Origin of the sequence: Nocardioides pymetrozini, from assembly GCF_046058985.1 — a bacterium.
Classification (GTDB): Bacteria; Actinomycetota; Actinomycetes; order Propionibacteriales; family Nocardioidaceae; genus Nocardioides.
The window spans coordinates 2,402,635-2,418,361 of record NZ_CP175556.1 but is presented as its reverse complement, the minus strand read 5'-3'; the positions used below and the strand labels follow the sequence as shown (position 1 = coordinate 2,418,361).

The 15,727-nt window shown below is 71.4% G+C and carries 19 protein-coding genes; 11 read left to right on the top strand and 8 right to left on the bottom strand.

Translation table 11 applies throughout. From position 1 onward, the window contains the following. Positions 1-8 precede the first annotated feature (8 nt). The 3 genes from ACJ5H2_RS11850 (at position 9) to ACJ5H2_RS11840 (ending at position 2,348) form a co-directional block, all read left to right on the top strand. The gene (locus ACJ5H2_RS11850; protein ID WP_408895594.1) at positions 9-1,121 is read left to right on the top strand and encodes a ferrochelatase; all 1,113 of its coding nucleotides are present in this window, start codon (positions 9-11) and stop codon (positions 1,119-1,121) included. Further along, positions 1,118-1,918 carry an inositol monophosphatase family protein gene (locus ACJ5H2_RS11845; RefSeq protein WP_408895593.1) on the top strand — a complete coding sequence of 267 codons (801 nt, stop codon included), beginning with the start codon at positions 1,118-1,120 and terminating at the stop codon, positions 1,916-1,918. Before ACJ5H2_RS11850 ends, ACJ5H2_RS11845 begins: the two co-directional genes overlap by 4 nt. Positions 1,919-2,057: 139 nt before the next feature. Beyond that, a complete protein-coding gene (locus ACJ5H2_RS11840) occupies positions 2,058-2,348 on the top strand; it encodes a DUF4193 domain-containing protein (protein ID WP_408895592.1) in 291 nt (96 codons plus the stop codon). Positions 2,349-2,428: 80 nt separating this feature from the next. Here ACJ5H2_RS11840 and ACJ5H2_RS11835 read toward each other — a convergent pair whose 3' ends face one another. Further along, positions 2,429-2,719: a DUF4235 domain-containing protein gene (locus ACJ5H2_RS11835; protein WP_408895591.1), complete on the bottom strand. Its 291-nt coding sequence runs from the start codon at positions 2,717-2,719 to the stop codon at positions 2,429-2,431. A gap of 20 nt (positions 2,720-2,739) precedes the next feature. Further along, complete coding sequence (locus tag ACJ5H2_RS11830; protein ID WP_408895590.1) at positions 2,740-3,222, bottom strand: DUF3093 domain-containing protein; 483 nt, start codon at positions 3,220-3,222, stop codon at positions 2,740-2,742. A 51-nt stretch (positions 3,223-3,273) separates the two neighbouring features. Between ACJ5H2_RS11830 and dut the strand changes: the two genes are divergently transcribed. From dut to ACJ5H2_RS11810, 4 genes are read left to right on the top strand one after another with little or no spacing between them, the layout of a single operon-like run. Continuing rightward, positions 3,274-3,750: a dUTP diphosphatase gene (dut, locus tag ACJ5H2_RS11825; protein ID WP_408895589.1), complete on the top strand. Its 477-nt coding sequence runs from the start codon at positions 3,274-3,276 to the stop codon at positions 3,748-3,750. 22 nt (positions 3,751-3,772) lie between these two features. Next, positions 3,773-4,429: a DUF3710 domain-containing protein gene (locus tag ACJ5H2_RS11820; protein WP_408895588.1), complete on the top strand. Its 657-nt coding sequence runs from the start codon at positions 3,773-3,775 to the stop codon at positions 4,427-4,429. An 8-nt stretch (positions 4,430-4,437) separates the two neighbouring features. After that, positions 4,438-4,797: an OB-fold nucleic acid binding domain-containing protein gene (locus ACJ5H2_RS11815; RefSeq protein ID WP_408895587.1), complete on the top strand. Its 360-nt coding sequence runs from the start codon at positions 4,438-4,440 to the stop codon at positions 4,795-4,797. After that, the gene (locus tag ACJ5H2_RS11810; protein ID WP_408895586.1) at positions 4,794-5,540 is read left to right on the top strand and encodes a DUF3159 domain-containing protein; all 747 of its coding nucleotides are present in this window, start codon (positions 4,794-4,796) and stop codon (positions 5,538-5,540) included. The genes ACJ5H2_RS11815 and ACJ5H2_RS11810 overlap by 4 nt, the downstream gene beginning before the upstream one ends. A 21-nt stretch (positions 5,541-5,561) precedes the next feature. Here ACJ5H2_RS11810 and ACJ5H2_RS11805 read toward each other — a convergent pair whose 3' ends face one another. Together ACJ5H2_RS11805 and ACJ5H2_RS11800 are read right to left on the bottom strand one after the other, a co-directional pair. Continuing rightward, entirely contained in the window at positions 5,562-6,230 is a 669-nt protein-coding gene (locus tag ACJ5H2_RS11805) for a potassium channel family protein (RefSeq protein WP_408895585.1), read from the bottom strand. A gap of 13 nt (positions 6,231-6,243) precedes the next feature. Beyond that, positions 6,244-6,909, bottom strand: a complete 666-nt coding sequence (locus ACJ5H2_RS11800; protein ID WP_408895584.1) for a potassium channel family protein — start codon at positions 6,907-6,909, stop codon at positions 6,244-6,246. 44 nt (positions 6,910-6,953) lie between these two features. Between ACJ5H2_RS11800 and ACJ5H2_RS11795 the strand changes: the two genes are divergently transcribed. Together ACJ5H2_RS11795 and ACJ5H2_RS11790 are read left to right on the top strand one after the other, a co-directional pair. Further along, complete coding sequence (locus tag ACJ5H2_RS11795) at positions 6,954-8,993, top strand: APC family permease (protein ID WP_408895583.1); 2,040 nt, start codon at positions 6,954-6,956, stop codon at positions 8,991-8,993. Beyond that, positions 8,990-10,129: a class I SAM-dependent RNA methyltransferase gene (locus ACJ5H2_RS11790; protein ID WP_408895582.1), complete on the top strand. Its 1,140-nt coding sequence runs from the start codon at positions 8,990-8,992 to the stop codon at positions 10,127-10,129. Before ACJ5H2_RS11795 ends, ACJ5H2_RS11790 begins: the two co-directional genes overlap by 4 nt. A 163-nt stretch (positions 10,130-10,292) precedes the next feature. Here ACJ5H2_RS11790 and ACJ5H2_RS11785 read toward each other — a convergent pair whose 3' ends face one another. From ACJ5H2_RS11785 to ACJ5H2_RS11770, 4 genes are all read right to left on the bottom strand, one after another. Further along, on the bottom strand, positions 10,293-11,810 hold the full coding sequence (locus ACJ5H2_RS11785; protein ID WP_408895581.1) for a potassium/proton antiporter: 1,518 nt from the start codon (positions 11,808-11,810) through the stop codon (positions 10,293-10,295). Next, positions 11,797-12,210 (bottom strand): hypothetical protein, encoded by a 414-nt coding sequence (locus ACJ5H2_RS11780; RefSeq protein WP_408895580.1) that lies wholly within the window; start codon positions 12,208-12,210, stop codon positions 11,797-11,799. The genes ACJ5H2_RS11785 and ACJ5H2_RS11780 overlap by 14 nt, the downstream gene beginning before the upstream one ends. A gap of 84 nt (positions 12,211-12,294) precedes the next feature. Then, positions 12,295-12,942, bottom strand: coding sequence for a response regulator (locus ACJ5H2_RS11775; protein ID WP_408895579.1), 648 nt, complete (start codon positions 12,940-12,942; stop codon positions 12,295-12,297). Continuing rightward, entirely contained in the window at positions 12,939-13,910 is a 972-nt protein-coding gene (locus ACJ5H2_RS11770) for a sensor histidine kinase (RefSeq protein ID WP_408895578.1), read from the bottom strand. The genes ACJ5H2_RS11775 and ACJ5H2_RS11770 overlap by 4 nt, the downstream gene beginning before the upstream one ends. Before the next feature lie 104 nt (positions 13,911-14,014). Between ACJ5H2_RS11770 and ACJ5H2_RS11765 the strand changes: the two genes are divergently transcribed. Both ACJ5H2_RS11765 and ACJ5H2_RS11760 read left to right on the top strand, forming a co-directional pair. Next, positions 14,015-14,734, top strand: a complete 720-nt coding sequence (locus tag ACJ5H2_RS11765; RefSeq protein WP_408895577.1) for a helix-turn-helix domain-containing protein — start codon at positions 14,015-14,017, stop codon at positions 14,732-14,734. Continuing rightward, a complete protein-coding gene (locus ACJ5H2_RS11760; protein ID WP_408895576.1) occupies positions 14,731-15,459 on the top strand; it encodes a hypothetical protein in 729 nt (242 codons plus the stop codon). Before ACJ5H2_RS11765 ends, ACJ5H2_RS11760 begins: the two co-directional genes overlap by 4 nt. The last annotated feature ends 268 nt before the right edge of the window (positions 15,460-15,727 follow it).

Here is a 15,727-nt window from a genome sequence, read left to right as displayed (position 1 = left end):
ATGGGCCCGTGCCGAATCCGGACCCCACCTCCTCTCGCCGCGACCCGCGGACCGATCCCTACGACGCGCTCCTGCTGCTCTCCTTCGGGGGCCCGGAGCGGCCCGAGGACGTCGTCCCCTTCCTGGAGAACGTCACCCGCGGCCGCGGCATCCCGCGTGAGCGGCTCGAGGAGGTCGGCCAGCACTACTACCTCTTCGGGGGACGCTCGCCGATCAACGACCAGAACAAGGCGTTGATCGCGGCCGTCGAGCGCGACCTCGCCGAGCACGGCATCGACCTGCCGGTGTACTGGGGCAACCGCAACTGGGAGCCCTATCTCGCCGACACGGTGACCCGGATGGCACGGGACGGGGTCCGCCGAGCGCTGTGCCTGGCCACGTCGGCGTACTCGTCCTGGTCGAGCTGCCGGCAGTACCGCGACAACCTCGCCGACGCGCTCGCGGCGGTGCCCCCGGAGCTCACCGCTCCGCGCGTCGACAAGGTCCGGGCGTTCTACAACCACCCGGGCTTCGTGTCGGCCAACGTCGACGGCGTGCTCGCCGCGCTGGCGGAGCTGCCCGAGGACGTTCGCGACGCGGCCCGGCTGGTCTTCGTCACCCACTCCATCCCGGTCTCGATGAGCGACAGCAGCGGCCCCGAGGGAGGCGCGTACGTCGCCCAGCACCTCGACGTCGCGGCCGTGGTCGCCGCCCAGGTCGCCGAGGCGACCGGCGTCGAGCGGCTCCACGAGCTGGTCTACTGCTCCCGCTCGGGCTCGCCGCGCACGCCGTGGCTCGAGCCGGACGTCAACGACCGCCTGGAGGAGCTTGCCCGCGAGGGGGTGGCCGGCGTGGTGCTGATCCCGGTCGGCTTCGTCTCCGACCACATGGAGGTCGTCTACGACCTCGACACCGAGGCTCTCGCGACCGCGGAGCGGCTCGGCCTGCCCGCCCGCCGCGCCGCGTCCGCCGGGACCCACCCGGCGTTCGTCGCGGCGATCCGTGAGCTCGTCCTCGAGCGCGCCGCCGTCGAGCGCGGCGAGGACGCCCGTCGCTCGGCCGTCGGCGTCCGGGGGCCGTCCCACGACTGCTGCCCGGCCGGCTGCTGCCTCGGCGAGCGCGAGCCGGTGGGGCGCCGGTGAGTCGGGGCGCCGACCCCGCCGAGCTCTGCGCGCTGGCGGCGGAGGTCGCCCGCGCCGCCGCCGCGCTGGTGCGCCGGTACGCCGCGGAGGGCGTCTCGGTGGCGGCGACCAAGTCCAGCGACATCGACGTGGTGACGGCGGCCGACCGGGCGAGCGAGGAGCTGGTCCGTCGCCTGGTCCTGGAGGCGCGTCCCGACGACGCCTTCCTGGGCGAGGAGGGCGACGACGTCGCCGGCAGCTCCGGGGTCCGGTGGGTCGTCGACCCCATCGACGGCACCGTCAACTTCCTCTACGGCATCCCGGAGTACGCCGTCTCGGTCGCCGCCGAGGTCGACGGCGAGGTCGTCGCCGGCGTGGTGGTCGACGTCGCCAAGGACGTCCTCTACGCGGGCCACGTCGGCGGTGTCCCGACCCGCGACGGCACGCCGGTCGCCGTCCGCGCCGCGGCGCCGCTGGCCCATCGGCTGGTCGCCACCGGCTTCAACTACACCCGCCCGGTCCGCGAGGTCCAGGCCGCGGCCGCGGCGCGGCTGCTCCCGCACATCCGCGACATCCGGCGGACCGGGTCGTGCGCCCTCGACCTGTGCCGGGTGGCCGAGGGCGCCCTCGACGGGTACGTCGAGGAGGGCGTCCATCTGTGGGACCACGCCGCCGGCGGCCTGATCGCCCGGCTCGCCGGAGCCCGGATGCTGGTCACCGTCGGCGCGGCGGGACAGGAGGCCGTCGTGTGTGCTCCGGATCACGGGTTCGACGAGCTCCTGGCCGCCGTACGGACCGCCGGATTCCTCCGGGAATAGGACCGCGCGCGGCGCTGTTCTGCCGACTCGCATCGACCCGGGTGTCGCGAAGCGGTCCCGATGGTGCACAATCTGCCGCGCCCACCCGCACGACGCCCGTGCGGCTGGCGGCCAGCTGAGGGGAGAGAGCACACACGTCATGGCGACTGACTACGACGCACCACGCAAGAACGAGGACGAGCAGTCCGAGGAGAGCATCGAAGAGCTCAAGGCGCGCCGCCACGACAAGAACTCCGGCAAGGTCGACGAGGACGAGGCGGAGGCCGCCGAGGCCTTCGAGCTCCCCGGCGCGGACCTGTCCCACGAGGAGCTCGCCGTCGAGGTGAAGCCCAAGCAGGACGACGAGTTCACCTGCATGAGCTGCTTCCTGGTCCACCACCGCAGCCAGCTGGCGGACCCGAAGAAGATGATCTGCAAGGACTGCGTGTAGCGCTCAGCGCGCGCTGAGAGAGCCGAGCGCCACGCGGACCGCGTGGCGCTCGGCTCTTTCGTCTCGCGGGCCCGTCCGCCTCAGGAGCTGCCCGGGCGCAGGCCCGGCGGCAGGTGTCCGGTCGACCGCAGGTAGTAGCGGGCAGCACGTCGCTGGGCCAGCATCTTGGCGAGCGCCACGAAGGTGCCGCTGACGGCCGCCCACGCCACCGCCTCCCAGACGTCGACGTCGGGATCCGCCGGGTTCTCCGGCGGCTGCTTGCCCGTCGCGGCCTTCCAGCTCGTGTCGAGCCCCTTCTTCGCGACCGCCGCGGCGCCGAGCGCCGCGGCGAGGGAGAACGCCGTCCAGACCTTGGAGCTGTCCTTTGCCATGCGCCGAGCCTACTGGGCGGCTAGACCTCGGGAGTCTCGCCCGACCGTACGGCGTTGAGCGCGCCCGCCAGCGCCCGCGGGTGCCGCGAGCTCACCAGCCAGTAGGGCACGGGGTCGGCGGGGTCGGTGATCTCGACCTTGACCGACTGGCGCAGATAGGGGCGCAGCAGGAGATAGGCGCGGGCGTCGGCCTCGGGCCCGGCGACCCGGCGGGTCCGCTCGGCGTCGAGCGCCTCGGCGGTGCCGACATACGCCAGCTCGATCCGCGCGCGACCGGCGCGGAACCAGCCGTCGGCGACCTCGACGCGCGCCGCGCCGTACGACCGCAGGCCGGCGGCCATGCCCAGCATCACCAGCCCCGTCACGGCCCAGGCGAGCCAGGCGGCGTGGCCGATCAGCGCCACGATCAGGGTGAGCCAGAGGGTGGCGACCAGCATCGTGCCCTGGGCCCACCAGCGCAGCGGGACCCGCAGGCGCTCCTGGTACCTCGCACTCTCGCTCACGGGGAGGATGATCCCACCTGACGCCCGGGCGGCTGTCGCTAGGGTCTCCCCGTGCCCGACTCCGCCGCCCCCGCCGACGCCGCCGACCTGGTGATCGCCGTCCAACGCCTCGACCCCGACCTGCCGCTGCCCGCCTACGCCCACCCGGGCGACGCGGGCGCGGACCTGGTGACGGGAGTCGACGTCGAGCTCGCGCCGGGGGAGCGGGCACTGGTGCCGACCGGGATCGCGATCGCGCTGCCCGAGGGCTACGTCGCGCTCATCCATCCCCGCTCGGGACTGGCCGCTCGCCACGGTCTCTCCATCGTGAACACCCCCGGGACCGTGGACGCGGGCTACCGTGGGGAGATCAAGGTGCTGCTGATCAACCACGACCCGGTGGAGGCGATCACGCTGCGCCGGGGAGACCGCATCGCCCAGCTGGTGGTCCAGCGGGTCGAGCGGGCCCGGTTCGAGGCGGTGGCCGCCCTGTCGGACACGGTGCGTGGACGCGGCGGCTACGGTTCGACCGGAGGATTCCAGGCGTGACGTGCGTGACGAGGAGGACACAGTGAGGCTGCGGCGCAAGGCGGGCGACCCGGCGGTCGACGAGGCGGTGGAGTCCACCGAGGCCTCCGCCACCGCGGACGGCGACGAGCCGACCGGCCCCGCGACCGGCCCCTTCGACGTCGACGACCTTCCCGAGGACGGCGTCGCGCGGCTCGACCTGGGCTCGATCCTGGTCGCCCCGTCGGAGGGTCGCGAGCTGCGGGTGCAGGTCGACGAGAAGTCCGGCGCCGTGCGCGCGGTGCTGCTGGCCTCCGAGGCCGGTGCCCTGGAGCTGCGCGCGTTCGCCGCCCCTCGCAACGGGGACCTGTGGAGCGAGATCCGGCCGCAGATCGCCGCCGACGCCGCGCGCCGCGGCGGGACGGCGACCGAGCGCGAGGGCCGGTTCGGCACCGAGCTGGTGTGCGAGGTCCGGATGACCCGTCCGGACGGCCAGACCGGCACCCAGACCTCTCGCGTGATCGGCATCAACGGCCCCCGCTGGCTGCTGCGCGCGACCCTCCTCGGCGACCCCGCCCGCGAGCCCGACGAGGCGACGTCGTGGGAGGACGCGATCGCGCAGGTCGCCGTACGTCGAGGTGGTCACGCCATGCCGGTCGGCGAGCAGCTGCCGCTCAGCCTGCCCGAGGGCGCGACGCCGCGGGCCGTCCCCGCGGGCTAGCCGGACCCATGGGCACCCCGAGCCGGCTGCGGCGCACGATCAGCAGGTGGGCCAACCCCGACGAGGCCGAGGCACGCGACCTCCGCCGCACCTTCAGCGGCGAGGGCGTCGTCTGCATCGACAACGCCCCGGACCGCGAGCCGGTCCGCCTGCGGGGCACCCTGCGCACGGTGACCCTGCGCCCGCGCGGCGGCGTGCCCGCCCTCGAGGCCGAGCTGTACGACGGCACCGGCACGGTCACCGTCATCTGGCTGGGCCGGCGGCGGATCGCCGGCATCGGCCCGGGCCGCGCCATCGAGGTGCGCGGGCGGGTCGGCACGCAGGAGGGCACCCGGATGCTCTACAACCCCCGCTACGAGCTGTTGTGAGCACCCACGACGACGCGGGCCACACGCTCTCCGCCGGGGCCGGCAAGGCGATCGGCGTCGACACCGTCGAGGCGCTCGTGCGCCGGCAGCTCGCCGCCGCGCTCGGCGGGCGCCGCGGGCTGCTGGAGGCGGCCGTCCCCGGCGTCGTCTTCACCGTGCTGTGGCTGACCACCGACAACCTGCGCTGGGCGATGATCGGCAGCCTCGGGGTCGCCGGCGTGGCCCTGGCCGTCCGGCTGGTGCAGCGCAGCTCGGTGCAGTACGTCTTCAACGCCGTCTTCGGCATCGGCATCGGCTGGGTCTTCGTGCGCTGGGCCGAGAGCTCGGGCGCCACGCCCGACGAGCAGAAGCTGGCGTTCTTCCTGCCGGGGATCCTGATCAGCCTCGGCTACACGGTGGTGCTGGGCGGGTCCTGTCTCGCCGGGTGGCCGGCGCTGGGCTTCATGCTGGGCGCCGTCGCGGACGACCCGGTCGGCTGGCATGCGGACAAGCAGGTCGTGAAGCTCTGCAACCGGCTCACCTGGGTGATGCTGCTGCCGGGAGCGGTCGGGGTCCTGCTCCAGGGGCCGGTCTGGCTGCTCGGTCGCAACGGCGCCATCGACACCGACCTCGCGGTGGTGCTGATCCTCGCGCTGCGCACCGGCCTGGGCTGGGTGCTGCGGATCGCGTCCTGGATGGTGATGATCTGGCTGCTCGCCCGCGACGCGACGCCCCTGGAGGCGCCCGCCGAGGACGGCGAGTGACCCGCTGATCGCGGGGGTCGGCTACGGGTGCGCGCCCGGAGCCAGCAGGCGCTCGAGCTCGTCCTCCGCCTCGGCCGGCACGACGAAGAGCAGCTCGTCGCCCGACTCCACCGGCTGCTCCGGCGTCGGCACGTAGATCTGTCCGTCGCGCAGGATCGACACCAGGGCGCAGTTCTCGGGCAGCGGGATCAGCCCGGACTCCTTGCCGACGTACGGCGAGTCCGCGGGCAGCACCATCTCGACGAGGTTGGCGTTCCCCTTGCGGAAGGTGAACAGGCGCACCAGGTCGCCGACGCTGACCGCCTCCTCGACGAGGGCCGACATGATCCGCGGCGTCGACACGTTGACGTCGACCCCCCAGGCCTCGGTGAAGAGCCACTCGTTGTTGGGGTGGTTGACCCGGCCGACGGTGCGCGGGACGCCGAACTCGGTCTTCGCCAGCAGCGAGGTGACCAGGTTGGCCTTGTCGTCGCCGGTCGCGGCGATGACGACGTCGCAGCGGTCGAGGCGCGCCTCCTCCAGCGAGGACAGCTCGCAGGAGTCGGCGAGCAGCCACTCCGCGTCGGGGACGCGCTCGGGACGGATGGAGGTGGGCGACTTGTCGATGAGGAGGACCTCGTGGCCGTTCTCGATCAGCTCACGGGCGATCGAGCGGCCGACGGCACCCGCTCCGGCGATGGCGACGCGCATGTCCCGTTCCCTCTCAGCCCTCGTGCTCGGGCCCGCGGCCGAGCACCTCGTAGGCCTGGTCCGCGGTCTGCTCGCGGGTGACCAGGTGCAGCATGTCGCCCTCCTGGATGACGCTGTCGCGGTCCGGCAGGAAGCCCTCGCCGAGCCGGTCGATCCACGCGACCCGGCAGCGGGCCTGCTCCTGGAGCTGGCCCACCCGGGCGCCCACCCACACCTCGGGCGTGGGGATGTGGTCGACCCGGATGGTCCCGGAGGGGTCACGGAAGTCGGGCTCGGCGCCGGCCGGGAGGATCCGGCGCAGCACCTGGTCCGCGGTCCACTTGACCGTGGCGACCGTGGTGATGCCGAGGCGCTGGTAGACCTCGGCCCGGCCCGGGTCGTAGATCCGAGCGACGACCTGCTGGATGCCGAAGGTCTCGCGCGCGACCCGCGCCGCGATGATGTTGGAGTTGTCGCCACTGGACACGGCCGCGAAGGCGTCCGCGCGCCGGATGCCGGCCTTCTCCAGGACCTCCTGGTCGAAGCCGATGCCCGGGATCTTGTCGCCGTTGAAGCCGGGACCGAGGCGCCGGAAGGCGTCGGGCTCGCTGTCGATGATCGACACGGTGTGGTTGCGGTCCTCGAGGCTGCGCGCCAGGGTCGAGCCGACCCGGCCGCATCCCATGATCACGACGTGCACGGTGAGCACGCTATCCCACGGCGCATGCCCTACCGTTGTCGCTCGTGGGTGTCGGAGACGTATCGAAGCGCATCCTCCTCGGACGCAAGCTTCGGAGCGCTCAGCTGGGGGAGACACTGCTTCCCAAGCGCATCGCGCTGCCGGTGTTCGCCAGCGACGCCCTGTCGTCGGTCGCCTACGCACCGGACGAGGTCTTCATCATGCTGGCCATCGCCGGCGCCTCGCAGTACATCTGGTCGTGGAAGGTCGGCGTCGCCGTCGTCCTGGTGATGGCGGCCGTGATCGCCTCCTACCGGCAGACCGTGCACGCCTACCCCTCCGGCGGCGGCGACTACGAGGTCGCCACGGTCAACCTCGGGCGTACGGCGGGCATGACGGTGGCGAGCGCGCTGCTGGTCGACTACGTGCTCACGGTCGCCGTGTCGATCTCGTCGGGCGCGAACTATGCGGCGTCCGCGATCCCGTCCCTCCAGCACCACGAGGCGACCGTCGCGGTCGGGCTGGTGCTGCTGCTCACGGCGATGAACCTCCGGGGCATCCGCGAGTCCGGCACCTTCTTCGCGATCCCCACCTACCTGTTCATGTTCGCCGTCCTCGGCATGTGCGCCTACGGCCTGTTGCAGGCGCTGGGCGGCTCGCTGCCGATGGCCGAGAGCGCGGAGCTGGAGATCGTGCCGAAGGAGGGCTGGGAGGACCCGCTCACGACCTTCGGCCTGGTGATCCTCCTGGCTCGCGCCTTCTCCTCCGGCTGTGCTGCGCTGACCGGGGTCGAGGCGATCTCCAACGGGGTCCCCGCCTTCCAGCGGCCGAAGAGCCGCAACGCGGCCACCACGCTGCTTCTGCTGGGCCTGATCGCGGCCACCATGATGATCAGCGTCATCCTGCTCGCCAAGCAGATCGGCCTGCGCTACGTCGACCCCCACGAGCTGGACCGGCTCACCCTGGACGGCCAGCCCGTCCCCGACGGCTACGACCAGCATGCCGTGATCGCCCAGATCGCCGACGCCGTCTTCCGCGACTTCAGCCCCGGCTTCTACTTCGTCGTCACGGTCACCGGCATCATCCTGGTCCTCGCCGCCAACACGGCGTTCAACGGATTCCCGGTGCTGGGCTCGATCCTCGCGAAGGACGGGCTGGCTCCTCGGGCGCTGGGTGCGCGCGGAGACCGGCTGGCCTACAGCAACGGCATCGTCTTCCTGGCCGCCATGGCGATCGTGCTGATCGTCGTGTTCGACGCCGAGACCACGAAGCTGATCCAGCTCTACATCGTGGGCGTCTTCGTGTCCTTCAACCTCAGCCAGCTCGGCATGATCCGGCACTGGACCCGGGCGCTCGCCACCGAGCGCGACCCGGCGGAGCGTCGGCGGATCAACCGCTCGCGGGCGATCAACGCCGTCGGCCTGTCCTTCACCGCAGTGGTCCTGGTCGTGGTGCTGCTGACGAAGTTCCTGGCGGGTGCCTGGATCACGATCCTCGCGATGGGGTTCTTCTTCGCCGTGATGAAGTCGATCAAGAAGCACTACGACAACGTCGAGCGCGAGCTGGCCGCCGACGAGACCGACAAGACGCTGCCCACGCGCGTGCACGCGATCGTCCTCGTCTCCAAGCTGCACAAGCCGACCCTGCGCGCCCTCGCGTTCGCCAAGGCGACCCGGCCCAATGCGCTGGAGGGCGTCTACGTGTCGGTCGACGAGAAGGAGACCGCCCGGCTCCTGCAGGAGTGGGACGAGCGCAACACCGGCGTCCCGCTCAAGGTCCTGCACTCGCCGTACCGCGAGGTCGTCAAGCCGATCGTCGAGTACGCCACGGCGATCCGGCGCGCCAACCCGCGCGGAGTCGTCGCGGTCTACATCCCCGAGTACGTCGTGGGCCGCTGGTGGGAGCAGTTCCTGCACAACCAGACGGCGCTGCGGCTCAAGGGCAGGCTGCTCTTCACCCCCGGTGTCATGGTCACCTCAGTGCCCTACCAGCTGCGGTCCTCCGAGGTCGCCCTCGAGCGCGAGGCGCGCGACGAGCAGCGCGTGCGGGCCGGCGACCTGCGCCGCGGCCGGGTCAGCGGCGACGATCGGCAGATCCGGCGGTGAGCCGCCCGGCCGGTCGGCGACCGCGGCCGCGGGCCGCGCGGGGCGCCTCGGCCGTCGGGCGCCGCTTCGAGGTCGAGGTGGGCCCCGTCGCCCACGGCGGCCACTTCGTGGCACGCCTGTCCGATTCCGACGGCGGGCGGGTCGTCTTCGTCCGGCACGCCCTGCCCGGTGAGCGGGTGCTCCTCGAGATCACCGAGGGCACCGAGGGCGACCGGTTCTGGCGCGGCGACGCCGTCGAGGTGCTGAGCGCGTCGGCCGACCGGGTCGCCGCCCCCTGCCCGTACGCCGGCCCTGGCCGCTGCGGCGGATGCGACTTCCAGCACGTGGATCTCTCCGCGCAGCGCGCGCTCAAGGCCGCGGTCGTCAGCGAGCAGCTGCGCCGGCTGGCGCAGCTCGACGTCGACGTCACCGTCGAGGCGGTGCCCGGCGACGAGGACGGCCTGCGGTGGCGGACCCGGCAGCGCTACGTGGAGCTGCCCGGCGGCGGCCGGGCGATGCGCAAGCACCGCTCCCATGACACGGTCCCCGTCGAGGAGTGCCTGCTCGAGGCGCCGGCCGGGCCGTCGTACGAGGTCCGCGGACGGCGCTTCCAGGTCGCCGACGGCGGGTTCTGGCAGGTCCACCCGGGCGCGCCGGAGGCGCTGGTGGGCGCCGTCCTCTCCGCCCTCGACCCGCGTCCGGGGGAGCGCGCCCTCGACCTGTACGCCGGCGTCGGGCTGTTCAGCCGCTTCCTGTCCGACGCCGTCGGACCGAGCGGCCGGGTCGCCGCGGTCGAGGGGGACCGGGCCGCCTCCGCCCTGTCCGAGGCCAACTGCCCGGGCGTCCTCGCCCGCGCGGGCGACGTGGCCTCCGTGCTGGCCGGCGGACTGCCGCCCGAATGGGACCAGGCCGACGTGGTCGTCCTCGACCCGCCCCGCGCCGGCGCGAAGCGCGCCGTCGTCGAGCAGGTCGTCGCCCGCGGGCCGCGTGCGGTGGCCTATGTCGCCTGCGACCCCGCGGCGCTCGCCCGCGACGTCGCCATCTTCGGGGAGCACGGCTACCGCCTGGCGTCGCTGCGCGCATTCGACGTGTTCCCGATGACTTCCCATGTTGAGGTTGTTGCCGAATTGGTCCGGGCTGACGCTGACCTGCAGTGATGCGCGCGTGCCCCTGAGCTGCGATCCACGAATGGCGGCCCAAGGGCTCGAAATGGGCTCACATTGCGCTGAGCCTGCGGGGTGGGCCCCGAACGAAGGGTTGATGCGTTCGAGGGCGATGAAAACGTAGGTGACCAGGAAGGTCACGACGCTGAGGACACGATCATGAGGCGAGCTGCCTCCTTTCCGGGGAGCTGATGGCGGCGTACCAGCGGGCGAGGCGGCCGTTCACGCTGATCTCGGCGAGGCGGCGCTCGATGTCCTCGCGTTGGGAGCGCGGGGCCGCGATGAGGACGTGGTCCCCGTGCCGGAGCATGGTGGTGGGCGTCGGTGCCGAGATCTCCTTCTCGCGCAGGAGAAGCGCGACACTCGCACCCTCGGGCAGGCGCAGCTCGGAGATCTCCACGCCTGCGAGCCGTGACCCGGCAGGGACGGACAACTGCAGGAGCGTCCCGCCGAGCTGGTCCAGGGGTGCCGACTCGATGACGAGCTCGCGCGGGCTCTCGCCGTGTGCAGCTCCGAGTCGCCGAGCGACCAACGGGAGCGTCGGCCCCTGGATGAGGGTGAACAGGACGACGAGAAGGAACACGACGTCGAACACTCGAGTGGCCCCTGGCAGCCCGACACTCATCGGGATCGTGGCCAGCACGATGGGCACGGCTCCCCGGAGCCCGGCCCAGCTGATGAACGCCTGATCCCTCCAGGGCACCCTGAACGGTGTGGCGCACAGGACAACTGAGACAGGGCGGGCAATCAGGGTGAGTGCGCCGCCCACGACCAGAGCGGTGGGAAGGGCGTCCCAGAGCCGGGAGGGGCTGGCCAGAAGTCCGAGCATGATGAAGAGCCCGATCTGGGCCAGCCAAGCCAGGCCCTCGGCAAAGCTTGCCGTGGTGGCGCGGTGGGGCAGGGAGGCGTTTCCGAGGGTCAAGCCGGCCACGTAGATCGCCATGATGGCGCTCGCGCCGGCAACCCCGGCGACGGCGAAAGCGAGGAAGGCGATGGAGAGTGTGGCGATCGGATAGAGGCCGGATGCGGGCAATGCGCTGCGGGTGAGTAGCCACAGTCCTGCCCGGGCAACCATGAAGCCGACTGCGATGCCCATCAGCAACTGGTACGCGACCTGGCCAATGATCCCGCCTGCTCCGGCGTCTGCCCAGGCGGAGGAGGTCACGACGGTGACGAGGATGATCACCGGTGGATCGTTGAAGCCGGACTCCGCCTCAACGGTGGCGCGGAGCCGGCCGCGGATCGGTAGGCGCCGCAGGACGGCAAAAACCGCTGCGGCATCCGTCGAGGAGGCCACCGCACCGAGCAGGATCGCCGTGCGAACGTCCACGTCCAGCAGGAAGTAGGCCAGGGACGATGTCACCACGACCGAGATCCCGACGCCTACCGTGGCGAGGACGCCAGCGAGCGGTGCGATCGGACGGATAACCCTCCAGTCCGTCGTGAAGCCGCCCTCCGCGAGGATCACGGCCAGGGCGACGGTACCGAGCACCTGCACGAGGTCGGCATCCTCGAAGTGCAGTCCCAGACCCGACTCGCCCAAGGCGACGCCGATGGCGAGGTAGATGAGAAGGGTCGGCAGACCTGCGCGGCTCGCCAGCCGCACGGCGCCCACTGCTGCGATCAGGACGCCGGTACCGACCAGCAGGACCAGGTTGAGGTCACTCGGATCCATCGACCGGGTCCGCCCATGGCGAGGTCAACACGTGCTCGGCTGCGACCAGCACAACGTCGAGAAGCGTGAGGCCGAGCTCCGCGAGCGGATCGTGGATCGTTCGACCTACTTCGCAGAGCGCTGGCGTCAACTGCGCCTGCAGGCCGGCGAGGTCATGGCGCTCGATCCAGCGGCGCGTCGCCGGGACCGCTACTGCATGCACGAAGCGCTCGACGTCGTGGCCCTCGAGCGCCCCGCCCTCCACGCGCACTTCCAGCAGCAGTCGCATGTCCGCCGCGTCCGAGGTCAGTGCACGCACTGTGACCGGGACGGCCTGATAGCTCGAGCCACCGTCCGCGGGTGCCGCCCCTTCGAACAGGCGCGCGGCAGTCAGGCGGAGGCGGGCGAACAGGGGCGGCATGCTTCAAGCCAACCGGCCGGGCCGTCCGTGGAGTATGGGGTCCTCACCCCATATGTGCGCTCGGCGCCTCTCACCAGCACGTGATCAGGGCTCGATCAGGCCCGCCCGGATGGCATATCTGGTGAGTTCGGTTCGGTCACGCATCCCCAGCTTCGCGAGAACGTTGGCCCTGTGGCGCTCGACGGTCTTGACGCTGATCACGAGCTTCTGGGCGATCTCCTTCGAGGAGTGACCTTCTGCGATCAGCTTGACGATCTGGTCCTCACGCTCCGTGAGCACCGCGCGCGGGATCCGCTCGCCACGGCGCATCCGGTCCAGGAAGTCGCGGACGAGTGTCCCGGCGACGCCGGCATACAGGAAGGGCTCGTCGCGCATCGCACTCCGACATGCAGCCACGAGATCTTCATCCGCGGCGGACTTCAGCACATAGCCGCAAGCACCGGCCTGCAACGCAGAGAAGAAGTACTGCTCGTTGTCATGCATCGAGAGCATCAGCGTGCGCACCGAGGACGCACGCCTGCTGATCTCGAGCGCGGCCTGAAGTCCGGTCATGGTCGGCATGGAGACGTCCAGGACGGCCAGGTCCGGCTGGTGGGTACGGGCCAGCTGCACCGCCTCGGCCCCGTCAGCGGCCTCGGCCATCACGGTCAGGCCTGGTTCGGATTCGAGGATGCGGCGGATCCCGGTGCGGACGAGCGCGTGGTCGTCGGCCAGCAGGATGCGGATGGTCACGCGATCACCGCCGTCATTAGGAGTTCGAGTTCCACGACGGTCCCGCCGCCTTCGCGATGGTGCAGATGCAACTCGCCAGCGGCCATCTGCGCCCGTTCGCGCATGCCCTGGATTCCGGCGCCCTCGGGGAGCACGCCATGGCCGATCCCGTTGTCGGCAACTCGCAGCACGATCCGGTCACCCCGGCGCGTCAGGCCGAGCTCGACCTCGCTGGCCTTCGCATGGCGCGCCACGTTGGTCAGCGCCTCCTGGGCGACGCGGTAGATCACGAGTTCCGCCTCCGCGGAGAGCTGCGGCAGACCGGGCGCGAATCCCCGCTGGACACGGACGCCGGCCCGGGCGGTCAACTCGCTCGCCAGGCTCGACAGGGAGTTCAGGAGGCCCAGATCCGCCAGCACGCCGGGCCGGAGGCGCTGCGAGATTCGCCGTACCTCCTCCAGGCTCGTGCGCGTCGTCTCGCGGGCCATCTCGAGCTCCGCGGCCACGTCCTCGGGCGCGATCAGCAGCGCCTGCTTCAAGCTCAGCAGGACCGCCGTGAGGCTCTGCCCGATCTCGTCATGCAGTTCCCGCGCGATCCGCTCACGTTCGGCCTCCTGGGCCTGCAGAGCCCGAACCGTGCTCGCGGCACGCTCCTCCTCGAGCCGCTCCAGCATCTCGTTGAACCGAGCGACCAGCTCGCCAGCGGGCCCCCCGCGAGGTGCCTCCAGGCGACGTCCCGGGTGGCGCATGTCGATGCTCGACATGACGGCCGTGAACCGGTCCAGCGGCCGTAGCACGGACCGGAGCAGGAGGCCGTTCAGCAGGCAGATCACCACAAGACCGCCGGCGAGGACGCCGATCTCAGACCACAAGGGTCGAGCGGACACGGTCGCCGGAGAGAAGGCGAGCACGACGACTGCGAGCCCGAACACGACGCCGTTGATCAGGCAGACGCGCCAGAAGAGCGGCAGCGACAGGTCACCGGACATGGCATCCAGCCTCTCAGAGTGATTGCCGGTGCCAGCGGACAGCGCGACAGCGACATCGGCGGCGGCTGTTTCACAATCCTTGAATGTCTTCTAGGATTGTGTGCATGGGATCCCTGAGTGTCGCGCAGGCCGCGGAGCGGCTGGGCGTCAGCGTGCCCCGCATCCATCAGCGGATCGCGGACGGCTCGCTGGCCGCCGAGCGGATCGGATCCCAGTGGGTCGTCGACGAACGTTCGCTCCTTCGGATCCAGGAGCGGAGCAAGGCGGGTCGCCCCCTTTCGGCCCGGTCCGCGTGGGCCGTGATCGCGGCATCGGAGGGGGACCGCGATCGGCTGCGTGCGAGGGGGCCTGCAGCGTCAGCCCGCGCCCGGATGCAGCTGACGCGTCTACTCGAACCTGCCGGTGAGCCCTCTGTTGGCGAGGAGGCGGTGCGTGAGCTGGCGGTGTCGCTACGGTCGATGCTCCGAAATCGCGCTGAGCGACGTCTGTTTCGTGCAGCGCCTGCGGACCTCGCCGATCTCAGGTCCGACGAGCGCTGGGCGGCCCTGGTCGACTTTGCCGCGAGTGGCATCGCCTCCGGCGACGTCGAGGCATATGTGGCTGAGTCGGATGTCGACCGCCTGGTGAAGGACTACCTCTTGGTCGATGTCGACCGTGAGGCCAACGTCGTACTCCATGTCATTCCCGATGGGCAGTATCCGTTCCCGAACTCACGGCTCCGGCTCGCTGCCGATCTCGCCGAGCATCGCGGGCCGCGCGAGGAGGCGCGAGCGGCGCAACTGCTGCACGAGCTCGCGCTGGAGCGGAAGGCGGAGGAGCGGTGATCGTCCTGCCCGCCATGCCGCCCGAGCAGACCGCCTCCTGGCTGGGGCTGCTCGACCTGCATGAGCGGCTCTCCGACGGCTGGACGCTGATCGGTGGGCAACTCGTCCATCTCCACTGTGCCGAGCGGGGCCAGTTCCCGGTGCGGCCGACGAACGACGCGGACACGGTGATCGACGTGCGCGCCGACCCGACGATGTTGGCGACCTTCACCGGTGTCTTGACCGAGCTCGGGTTCACCTCGGCTGGCATCTCGGCCGAGGGCCTTCAGCATCGCTGGGTCCGGGGCGATGCCTCGATCGACGTACTTCTTCCTGATGGGGTCGGTGAGCGCGCCAGCCTCCGCCGCGGAGTCACCGGCAGTCCGACCCTCCCGACCGCCGGCGGCACACAGGCACTGCAGCGCAGCGAGACCGTGGCCGTGACTGTCTCTGGACGCGCAGGGTTCGTGCGCCGTCCCAACCTGGTCGGTGCCCTCGTCGGGAAGGCGGCGGCACTCAGCAATGCGGGCGACTCCGGCCTCGGCCGCCATCGACGGGACTTCGCCATCCTGGCTGGGCTGTCCACGGCTCGCGACTTCCGCAATGAAGCTCTTACGAAGAAGGACCGCCAGCGGCTGCGCGCGATGGTCGCGGCGGTTCGGAAGGATCGCGCAACCCTGCTTGAGATCCCGAACGCCGAGGCCTCACTCGGTCGGCTCGTCACCGCGGGGGAGTTGGATCCATGAAGCTCCGGCGCCTGCGATCGTCACGACCCGGAAGCTCGAGGGCTCGGATTGGGCTCACTTTGAATCGCAAACGCCCGCAACGGCGTGCTGGCGCTCGCAGATCTTCCAAGCGGCATCACCGCAGGTCAGGGGCCACTTACCGCCCAGCGGCACAGTCGACCGCAAGCGATCACGCTCACGCTCAGCCCCATTGACCTGTTCCCGATGACGCACCACGTGGAATGCGTCGCCCAGTTGCTGAGGGCGGACTGACCCGATTCTCGCGTAC

What these genes read in the sequence shown, in the direction of transcription:
- ACJ5H2_RS11840 (WP_408895592.1), top strand. Translation starts at nt 2,058, where the DNA reads ATGGCGACTGACTACGACGCACCACGCAAGAACGAGGACGAGCAGTCC.
- ACJ5H2_RS11835 (WP_408895591.1), bottom strand. Translation starts at nt 2,719, where the DNA reads ATGGCAAAGGACAGCTCCAAGGTCTGGACGGCGTTCTCCCTCGCCGCG.
- ACJ5H2_RS11815 (WP_408895587.1), top strand. Translation starts at nt 4,438, where the DNA reads ATGGGCACCCCGAGCCGGCTGCGGCGCACGATCAGCAGGTGGGCCAAC.
- ACJ5H2_RS11805 (WP_408895585.1), bottom strand. Translation starts at nt 6,230, where the DNA reads ATGCGCGTCGCCATCGCCGGAGCGGGTGCCGTCGGCCGCTCGATCGCC.
- ACJ5H2_RS11785 (WP_408895581.1), bottom strand. Translation starts at nt 11,810, where the DNA reads ATGGATCCGAGTGACCTCAACCTGGTCCTGCTGGTCGGTACCGGCGTC.
- ACJ5H2_RS11780 (WP_408895580.1), bottom strand. Translation starts at nt 12,210, where the DNA reads ATGCCGCCCCTGTTCGCCCGCCTCCGCCTGACTGCCGCGCGCCTGTTC.
- ACJ5H2_RS11770 (WP_408895578.1), bottom strand. Translation starts at nt 13,910, where the DNA reads ATGTCCGGTGACCTGTCGCTGCCGCTCTTCTGGCGCGTCTGCCTGATC.
- ACJ5H2_RS11765 (WP_408895577.1), top strand. Translation starts at nt 14,015, where the DNA reads ATGGGATCCCTGAGTGTCGCGCAGGCCGCGGAGCGGCTGGGCGTCAGC.